The sequence below is a fragment of the Pseudomonas sp. YQ_6 genome, assembly GCF_043103245.1.
GTDB lineage: Bacteria > Pseudomonadota > Gammaproteobacteria > Pseudomonadales > Pseudomonadaceae > Aquipseudomonas > Aquipseudomonas alloputida.
Genome location: NZ_JBICJR010000066.1, coordinates 36,047 through 45,336 on the forward strand (window position 1 = coordinate 36,047; position 9,290 = coordinate 45,336).

Consider the following 9,290-nt stretch of genomic DNA (forward strand, 5'->3'; position numbering starts at 1 on the left):
TCGCTGAGCCCCTGGTAGTTCGGCTGGAGGGATCCTGAAGGCACACTGGGCGGTCGGTAACAAGAACCGCTGCGTTCGCCGAGCTTCTATACGGCATCGTGTTCCCCTATTGGCGGTATTGCGTGGGCGTTACGCCTACCTCGCGTTTGAACACCTGTGAGAAATGGCTGTGACTGCTATACCCAACCTCCAGGCCTATATCGATGATGCTCTGATCGGTCTCGAGGAGAAGCTGCCGGGCACGAGCCATCCTCAACCTGATGAAGAACTGCAAGGGTGAATATCCGGCGGCTTTCTTGAACATTCGGCTGAAGTGGCATTCACTCATCCCGGCAACCTCGGCCAACTGCCTTAAATTGAAGTCCCTTGCCAGATCGGCTTCCATGGCCGCCAGCACGCGCCGAAACTTGTACGCAGGGAGAGCGTTGCGGCGTGGGCGATCGTCCGCTGAGCTATCCAGATAATTGCGGGCAAGGTAGACGGCGATGCATTGGGCCAGACCTTGCAAATAGAGCGGGCTCGCGCCACGTCCCATGAGTTCCAGCCGAACATGCTCCAGCAGTACCGACAGTCCTTCGTCACGCCCGCCTGACACTTCCCGCAGGCGAACGGCCTCGGCAGGCCCGCCCAGTACTTCATGGATGGCTTTTTCCAGGAGCGGGACACCGAGATAGATGTGCATGACTTCAAAGTCGTCTGCGCTGGAGACGTTCCAGCGCATCTCATACGGTTGCGCCGAAGTGGTCAAAAAGAAATCGCCTTTAGCAACTTCGCTGGTTTCCCATTGGCCCCCAAGCTCACGTTCCTGTACGGCAGCGTTTCCCGAAATGATCCAGACCAGCAAGGGTTCGGCCACCGCTGGGACGATGAAGTTACCTTCCTCACGTTCCCGGTTGAAAATCTGCACCAAGATGTCCCGGTCGGCCAGCACGTCCGAAGCGGCAATTCGCTTGCCCCGGATGTGTGCCTCCAAACCATGGGCAGAAGTCCGCTCTGTCACATCCATGGTCATATTGTCCTCCCCTCTTTTTTGGCGAGTACGCAGGATAAAAGCTGCCTCGCTTCCTGGGTGCCGTACTGACAGGTACAGGTTCAAGGCGGACAGAGTGCGGTGTATTTCACCTGATCTGGTCACGGCAGTGAGAACACACTCTGGACGCAACGGCAGGGCTTTCAGGGTTCAGAGTCACGACAAAGCCGGAATGTCTCCATTCCGGCTTGCGCTTTAACGTTCGGGGTATAAAACCATCCCGGCGTGGTACAACACATTGTTGCGAAACTCACCATCAGCGGTAAATCCAGTGTCATCGACATACTCGATGTGATCACCCTCCAACCAATAGCGGCCCTGGTAAGCACTTGCTTGCCGACCGCGTGCTTCGTCGTAGCGGCCCCCGGGCAAGAGTTCATGGCGGATCCGACCGTCAGCCGTCACCCACATGCCAACGTATTTGTTCTGGCTTCCATATGGCTTGGCCATCTCTGTTCCTCGCTATCGTCAATAGAGAATCAGAATGGACTCGCGGTTGGACGCACGATCAGCTCGCTGACGTCGACATCCGCTGGCTGCTCGACCGCGTAGGCAATCGCACGGGCAATGGCCGCAGCGGGAATCGCGATCTTGCGGAACTCCCTCATCTCCGCGCGTCCGCCTTCATCCGAAATGCTGTCGGCCAGCTCCGATTCGGTAACGCCTGGTGCAATCACCGTGACTCGAATATCACCCCCGACCTCTTGACGCAGACCTTCGGAAATTGCCCGGACGGCATATTTGGTGGCGCAGTACACTGCAGCGGTAGGGCTCACGGCGTAGGCACCAATTGAGGCGATATTGATGATCTGGCCAGCACGCTGCTGTTGCATGAGCGGCAACGTTGCAGCAATACCGTGTAGTACGCCGCGAATGTTCACGTCGATCATCCGGTTCCACTCATCGACCTTCAACGCTTCCAGTTTCGAGAGTGGCATTACGCCGGCATTGTTGATGAGTACGTCGACGCGACCATGCAATTCGACAGCGAAATCGATGAAGGACTGCATGTCGTCCAGGCTGGTGACGTCCAGCGCCAGCACATCAGCGGTACCGCCTGCTGAACGAATGTCATCGGCCAGGGCTTCAAGGCGGTCGGTACGGCGGGCCCCCAGAACGACGCGAGCGCCTTTGCTGGCGAGCAGGCGGGCCGTGGCTTCGCCGATACCACTGCTGGCGCCTGTAATCACGATGACTTTGTGTTCGATGCCGTGCATTTTTCTCACTCCTGTTACTGGTTTCAGAGGCACCTGCTGACCGGCAGGTGTTGAAGCAAGAGTAAAAATCCTGGGGGGAACAGCGTTATGTGATTCCTGCGGCGGTCATGCACGATCCTGCATGATTGATCTGCGACTCCTTTCAGCCCTTTGCCCGATCCTGGCCTGTCTGAGGGCTGCATGAACCGGATACGACATTTCTATTTATTCGAACATAAATGCCGAAACTAACCGGCTATTAAGCAAAGGCGTATGGAGCCACACTCTCACCCGGACTGCTGCAGTCGTACTGGCGTTGTTCAGTGTTCTCACCGCAGCGATTTTCCACAGCGCGCTGGCCGACCAGGCCCAGTTCATCCATTTCTTCAAGAACATCGCGATGGCCGGTGGCTTGCTGCAGATCGTGGCTTTTGGTGCAGGCCGCTTCAGCTTTGACGCCCGTCGTCAGTAGTCGAAGTGCAGCGCCACAGAGCATCTGGGGCATCATCACCTTACCAATGGGAAAACTTATGAAAGCTATCCAAGTGGCACAGTACGGTCAGGTTCAGGGGTTGGAACTCAAAGATGTCCCAGATTTGATGCCCAATGACGACCAGGTTTTAATCAATGTCGCGGGGAGTGGAGTCAACCCGATTGACTGGAAGATCCTCTCAGGGGCAATGAAGCAATTCATCCCATTGTCCTTGCCCTATACACCGGGTGTCGAGGTTGCCGGTACCGTTGCAGCGGTTGGCAAAAATGTCCAAGGGTTTGTTGTGGGTGATGAGGTATTCGGTTTCATAGGCATAGTCGGTGGCTACGCGACTCAGGTCGTGGCAGCCGCCGACAGGCTTGCGCATAAGCCCGCCGGCCTGCCGCTCCTCCACGCCAGTGGCATTCCTGCTGCAGCGCTTACCGCCTGGCAAGCACTGCATGAACACGCCAACCTACAGTCGGGTCAAACAGTCTTGATTCACGGGGCTGCGGGAGGTGTAGGAAGTTTCGCCGTACAGCTGGCTCGCCTGGCCGGTGCCTATGTATTGACAACGGCATCGGCCGGCAACCGAGACTACCTGTATTCACTCGGGGCACAGCAGGTCATTGACTATACCGCGCAACGGTTCGAAGACGTGGCTGAAGAGATCGATGTTGTTCTCGACCTGGTAGGAGGAGAAACGCAAGACCGTTCCTGGACGATTGTCAAACGAGGAGGTGTACTTGTATCTACCGTCAGCCCACCCGACCCGCAGAAGGCGCGTGAACACGACGCTGTCGGCAAACATTTCGCTACCCGTTCGGACGGGCGCCAGTTAGCACAGATCGCGCAATTGATTGCTGAGGAGAAGTTGCGCGTCGAGGTTGAGGTGATGCCACTTTCCAAGGTGAACGACGCTATCACGCTGAGCTCAGGGGGGCATACCCGCGGCAAGCGTGTCCTGGATGTCAATCGTTGAACAGCGGTTAACTGTATTAGGCTTTTTATGCAAAGCCTGGGAAAGGGACGCCTGCTCCTGGCTGAAGCCTGAGCCCCGAGATGCCTCGCCGCAGGAATGTGCAAAATCATCGCAGGAAACCAATAACGGGTTCATTACCGCCGCCTTAATCTGAGCCCAAGCAGCAAGCGAACCACTGCTGCTGCCGGCCATCAGAGCGACCTGGCCTGGAAGCATACAGGCATCAACGTCACGCTTTGCACTGACAACCGGCAACGAATCCATCGCTAATTTCGGAGTCGCTGTCATGAAAAATGTTAACAAAATGATGATTGGAGTCGCCTTAACTGTTCTGAGCGCAAGTTCGATGGCGCTTCCAGCCAAGGAGCAAGGCAACTGGACCCATAAGCCTTGCAAATACCTGTGTGCACCAATCCTGGTCGAGGACGGTGCAGACCGACTCAATGGCCGTCGGGTTGCCGAGGACGGTGCAGACCGACTCAACGACCGGCGTGTAGCCGAGGACGGTTCGGACCGAGTCATCAATGCTTGATGTGCCTGGGCTGCGCCAAAAGCCCGGAAAAACCGGGCTTTTTGGCAGATCAAATGATCCATTCGGCATCTACCCAAATGGATGCGAACCCACCTATCCTCTGCATTCGGGACAGCCGAACGGGGAGGTAACGGTAGTGAGTGATCTGGACGATGAGCTGACACGCCTCAGGGCCGAACTGGCATCAGCGATGCAACGTTTTGCTCCGACATACGGCGTCTATCAAACGGCGATTGATCCGTTGCATTTTATACGCAGCGACACGCCAACAGACGTCATCCATACGGTTCATAAACCCGGATTGTGCATAATTGTACAGGGCCGGAAACAGATCCAGTTGTGGGATGAAAGCTATACCTACGATCAACTGAACTATCTGGTTGTCTCTGTGACACTGCCTCTGGCTGGGCAAGTGATCGAGGCCTCTCCACAGAGGCCCTACTTCTGCATTCGCCTGGATATCGACCCGGCAGAAATCGCTCAGCTGATTGCCGACGTCAGCCCGATCGGCGTACCCAGCCAGCCATCTCGCCGCGGCCTCTATCTGGACAGGATTGATACCCCATTGCTTGATGCCATGTTGCGACTGGTACGTCTGTTGGATGTGCCCTCCGATATCCCGGCATTGGCTCCGCTAGCCCTCAGGGAAATATTCTACCGGTTGCTCAAAGGCCAGCAGGGCCAGCGATTACATGAGATAGCCATCAACGACAGTCAGACCCATCGAGTGACAAGAGCTATCGAATGGTTGAACAACAACTATGCGCAGCCGTTGCACATCGATGAGTTGGCGAGCTATGTCAATTTGAGTAATTCCACGCTTCACCACCGATTCAAGGCAATCACCGCGATGAGCCCGTTGCAGTACCAGAAACAACTGCGCTTGCAGCACGCACGAAGGTTGATGATTTCAGAAGGGCTGGATGTTTCCACGGCCGGGTTCACGGTGGGCTATGAGAGCCCGTCACAGTTCAGCAGAGAATACAGCCGGATGTTCGGAGCCCCTCCAAGCAAGGACATCGCAAAGATTCGATCGATGGGATGAGTTGTAAGGTGGAAAGGGAATGCAAAGAGGCTCCCCCTATGCCCCGCAAGCAAGTAAAGGGGTGCAGCGTAGGGGTATTGATACCGGTCGGGCTGATGCGTCAGCCCTCAGGCAGTCTCGCTGTGCGCCAGGATCAATAACTTGTCAGTTTTGATCATTGAGCCCTTTCAAACGGCTGTTTAATGTCGCTGACAGACAAACGACGGGGCCCGCCATTCAGTGAGGTGCCCGCAATCCGTGATCACGCCATCAGGGGACCTTTCCATGGCCGCCGACCGCTACCCGCACCTGCTTGCCCCGCTGGACCTGGGCTTTACCACCTTGCGCAACCGCACCCTGATGGGCTCGATGCACACCGGCCTCGAAGAGCGCCCCGGCGGCTTCGAGCGCATGGCTGCATACTTTGCCGAGCGGGCCCGCGGTGGCGTTGGCCTGATGGTCACTGGCGGCATTGCGCCCAATGATGAAGGCGGGGTGTACTCCGGTGCGGCAAAGCTCAGCACCGAGGAAGAGGCCGACAAGCACCGCATCGTCACCGAGGCGGTGCACGCTGCCGGTGGCAAGATCTGCCTGCAGATCCTGCATGCCGGGCGCTACGCCTACAGCCCACGCCAGGTGGCACCTAGCGCGATCCAGGCGCCGATCAACCCGTTCAAGCCCAAGGCGTTGGACGAGGAGGGTATCGAGAAGCAGATTGCCGACTTCGTCAATTGTGCCGTGCTGGCCCAGCGTGCCGGTTACGACGGTGTCGAAATCATGGGTTCGGAAGGTTACTTCATCAACCAGTTCCTCGCCGCGCACACCAACCACCGCACCGACCGCTGGGGCGGCAGTTATGAAAACCGCATGCGCCTGGCAGTGGAAATCGTCAGCCGGGTGCGTGGCGCGGTAGGGCCGAACTTCATCATCATCTTCCGCCTGTCGATGCTCGACCTGGTCGAGGGTGGCAGCACCTGGGACGAGATCGAGCTGCTGGCCAAGGCCATCGAGCAGGCCGGCGCTACCTTGATCAACACCGGAATCGGTTGGCACGAGGCGCGCATCCCGACCATCGCCACCAAAGTGCCGCGTGCGGCCTTCAGCAAAGTCACCGCCAAGTTGCGGGGCGTGGTGAGCATTCCGCTGATCACCACCAACCGCATCAACACCCCGGAGGTGGCCGAGGCGGTGCTGGCCGAGGGCGATGCGGACATGGTCTCGATGGCCCGACCGTTTCTCGCCGACCCGGACTTCGTCAACAAGGCCGCTGCCGGTCGCGCGGATGAGATCAACACCTGCATCGGCTGCAACCAGGCCTGCCTGGACCACACCTTCGGCGGCAAGCTGACCAGTTGCCTGGTCAACCCGCGTGCCTGCCACGAGACCGAACTCAACTACCTGCCTGTACGTACGGTGAAGCGCATTGCCGTGGTAGGCGCCGGCCCGGCTGGCCTGGCGGCGGCCACCGTGGCGGCCGAGCGGGGTCACGCGGTGACCCTGTTTGACGCCGCCAGCGAAATCGGTGGCCAGTTCAACGTTGCCAAGCGGGTGCCGGGCAAGGAAGAATTCTTTGAAACGCTGCGTTACTTCCGCAAGAAGGTAAAAAGTACGGGCGTCGACCTGCGCCTCAATACCCGCGTGGACGTGCAGGCACTGGTGGGCGGCGGCTTTGATGAAATCATCCTTGCGACTGGCATCGCCCCGCGGACACCGGCCATTGCGGGCGTGGAGCATGCCAAGGTGCTCAGCTACCTGGACGTGCTGCTCGAGCGCAAGCCGGTGGGCAAGGCTGTAGCGGTAATCGGTGCCGGTGGTATCGGCTTCGATGTGTCCGAGTACCTGGTGCATCAGGGCGTGGCCACCAGCCAGGACCGAGCGGCATTCTGGAAAGAGTGGGGCATCGATACCCATCTTCAGGCGCGAGGTGGTGTGGCCGGGATCAAGGCCGAGCCGCATGCTCCGGCGCGGCAGGTGTACCTGTTGCAGCGCAAGAAATCCAAGGTGGGTGACGGTCTCGGCAAGACGACCGGCTGGATTCACCGCACCGGGTTGAAGAACAAGGGGGTGCAGATGCTTAACAGTGTCGAGTATCTGGGTATCGACGATGCCGGCCTGCACATTCGTGTGGACGGCGGCGAACCGCAAGTGCTGGCGGTGGATAACGTGGTGATCTGTGCCGGGCAAGATCCGCTGCGCGAGCTGCAGGAAGGGCTGGTGGCGGCAGGGCAGTCGGTGCACCTGATTGGTGGCGCGGATGTGGCGGCCGAGCTGGATGCCAAGCGGGCGATCAACCAAGGCTCGCGGTTGGCGGCTGAGCTCTGAGATCCTCGGGGCTGCGTGAACCCGACACCTGCACGTGTGGGCGCGGGCAAGCCCGCGAATACGGTGGCGGCGGTGAACACCACCCTGGCACTGTGATGCCTCGGCGGGGGCGAGTTCATCGATTACAAGCGCTTGCGGGATTACCCTGTAAACTGCGATCCATGCATGTATTCGACCTCCCCCAAGCACCGTTGCAATTTCTGAACTTGCCCTGGCTGGAACAAGCCCAGGTCCAGGCCGCCATTCTGCGCCTGGACCTGATTGACCCGCTGATCAGTGGCAACAAGTGGTTCAAACTACGCCACCACCTGCAACAGGCCGGCGCCAGCAATGCTCCAGGCCTGATCAGCCTGGGCGGTAACCATTCCAACCATCTGCACGCCTTGGCTGCTGCCGGCAAGCGTTTCGGCTTCGCCACCGCCGGCCTGTTACGCGGCCATGCCCAGGACACGCCAACCGTGCGTGACCTGCAGGCGCTGGGCATGGAACTGCATTGGCTAGGCTACGGCGGCTACCGTGCGCGCAACCAACCAGGCTTCTGGGCCCCTTGGCAGGCGCGCTACCCAGGCTGGCACTGCATCCCTGAAGGGGGCGGCGGGCTGGCCGGTGCGCAGGGCTGCGCGCTGATGATGCAGCAGGCGCGCGCGCAAATCTCGTCCTTGGGTTGGTCAGACTACGACGCCTGGTGGTTGGCTGCCGGAACGGGGACTACCTTGGCCGGCCTGGTGATGGCCGAGGCAGGGGCGCATGCCGTGCATGGCGCCTTGGCCGTACCCAGGGATCATGGGGTGGCGCAAGTGGTGGCAGCACTGGCCGGCACGCACGGCTACCAGCTACACGACGCCTGCCGGGGCGGTTTCGGAAAATTCGACGATGCGCTACTGACGTTCATCGCCGACTGCGAGCAGCACACTGACGTGCCGCTCGAAGCCCTCTATACCGGCAAGGCTCTGCTGGCCTTGCGTGATCAGGTCGCTGCCGGGCTGTTCGAGCCCGGCAGCCGCCTGATCTTCGTACACACAGGTGGCCTGCAGGGGCGACGCGGTTACTTGTAAGGGAGCATGCGCAACAGCGTGTTGTCGCGCTGTACATAGTGGTGGTAAAGCCCGGCCAGTGCATGCAGGCCGATCAGCCAGTAGCCCCAGCTGCCAATACGCTCATGCCAACCTTTGATGAACTTGGCCTGGTCCGGGTTCGGGCCGATCAGATGGGGCAGCTCCAGGCCAAAGAACGGCACCGGTTTGTCGGCGGCGCTGAGGATCAGCCAGCCGGCCAGCGGCAGGCCGATCATCATCAGGTACAGTGCCAGGTGCATCAGGTGCGCCAGGCCAGTCTGCCAGGCCGGTGGTTTTGGCACGATGGGCGGAGTCGGGCGGCTCAGGCGCATGGCCAGGCGCAGCCAGACCAGCACGAACACGCTGAGCCCGAGCATGAAGTGCAGGTCTTTCATCAGGTTGCGTTCGACGCTGTCCTTGGGGAACAGGCCACGCAATTCGATGAGGGCATAGACAGCGGCCAGCAACACCAGCATCAGCCAATGCAGGGCGATGGACAGGCGCGCGTAATGGGGCGCGGGGTTGGATGAAACCATGATCGGTCCTCGTCATCAGGTCGGAAAGGCGCTCTTGCTGGCGCTCAGGTACCATTCTAATGGTTACCAGAAACGAATCTTTGCGCTGGGTCTGTGAAAATTGTGTTGCCAGCCACCGGCCTCTTCGCGGGCACGCCCGCT

9 protein-coding genes and 1 pseudogene are annotated in these 9,290 nt (G+C 59.4%); 6 read left to right on the forward strand and 4 right to left on the reverse strand.

Translation table 11 applies throughout. From position 1 onward, the window contains the following. Positions 1-106: 106 nt before the first annotated feature. The 3 genes from ACF8FG_RS22865 to ACF8FG_RS22875 form a co-directional block, all read right to left on the reverse strand. Complete coding sequence (locus ACF8FG_RS22865; RefSeq protein ID WP_019437478.1) at positions 107-1,012, reverse strand: AraC family transcriptional regulator; 906 nt, start codon at positions 1,010-1,012, stop codon at positions 107-109. A gap of 213 nt (positions 1,013-1,225) precedes the next feature. Further along, a complete protein-coding gene (locus ACF8FG_RS22870; RefSeq protein WP_014591885.1) occupies positions 1,226-1,480 on the reverse strand; it encodes an Atu4866 domain-containing protein in 255 nt (84 codons plus the stop codon). Between the two features lie 29 nt (positions 1,481-1,509). Continuing rightward, a complete protein-coding gene (locus ACF8FG_RS22875) occupies positions 1,510-2,247 on the reverse strand; it encodes an SDR family oxidoreductase (protein ID WP_014591884.1) in 738 nt (245 codons plus the stop codon). 268 nt (positions 2,248-2,515) lie between these two features. Here ACF8FG_RS22875 and ACF8FG_RS22880 point away from each other — a divergent pair. From ACF8FG_RS22880 to ACF8FG_RS22905, 6 genes and pseudogenes are all read left to right on the forward strand, one after another. Continuing rightward, positions 2,516-2,698 (forward strand): annotated as a pseudogene (locus ACF8FG_RS22880) (LysR family transcriptional regulator); the annotation flags it as partial. 58 nt (positions 2,699-2,756) lie between these two features. Then, complete coding sequence (locus tag ACF8FG_RS22885; RefSeq protein ID WP_014591882.1) at positions 2,757-3,680, forward strand: NADP-dependent oxidoreductase; 924 nt, start codon at positions 2,757-2,759, stop codon at positions 3,678-3,680. A gap of 286 nt (positions 3,681-3,966) precedes the next feature. Next, entirely contained in the window at positions 3,967-4,212 is a 246-nt protein-coding gene (locus ACF8FG_RS22890) for a hypothetical protein (RefSeq protein ID WP_039612260.1), read from the forward strand. A gap of 136 nt (positions 4,213-4,348) precedes the next feature. Then, entirely contained in the window at positions 4,349-5,257 is a 909-nt protein-coding gene (locus ACF8FG_RS22895; protein WP_019437475.1) for an AraC family transcriptional regulator, read from the forward strand. Positions 5,258-5,521: 264 nt separating this feature from the next. After that, positions 5,522-7,558 (forward strand): NADPH-dependent 2,4-dienoyl-CoA reductase, encoded by a 2,037-nt coding sequence (locus ACF8FG_RS22900; RefSeq protein ID WP_318078507.1) that lies wholly within the window; start codon positions 5,522-5,524, stop codon positions 7,556-7,558. A gap of 161 nt (positions 7,559-7,719) precedes the next feature. After that, complete coding sequence (locus tag ACF8FG_RS22905; protein ID WP_014591879.1) at positions 7,720-8,613, forward strand: 1-aminocyclopropane-1-carboxylate deaminase/D-cysteine desulfhydrase; 894 nt, start codon at positions 7,720-7,722, stop codon at positions 8,611-8,613. Here ACF8FG_RS22905 and ACF8FG_RS22910 read toward each other — a convergent pair. Beyond that, a complete protein-coding gene (locus ACF8FG_RS22910; RefSeq protein WP_014591878.1) occupies positions 8,604-9,149 on the reverse strand; it encodes a cytochrome b in 546 nt (181 codons plus the stop codon). The two genes, ACF8FG_RS22905 and ACF8FG_RS22910, sit on opposite strands and share 10 nt — an antisense overlap. Positions 9,150-9,290: the final 141 nt, after the last annotated feature.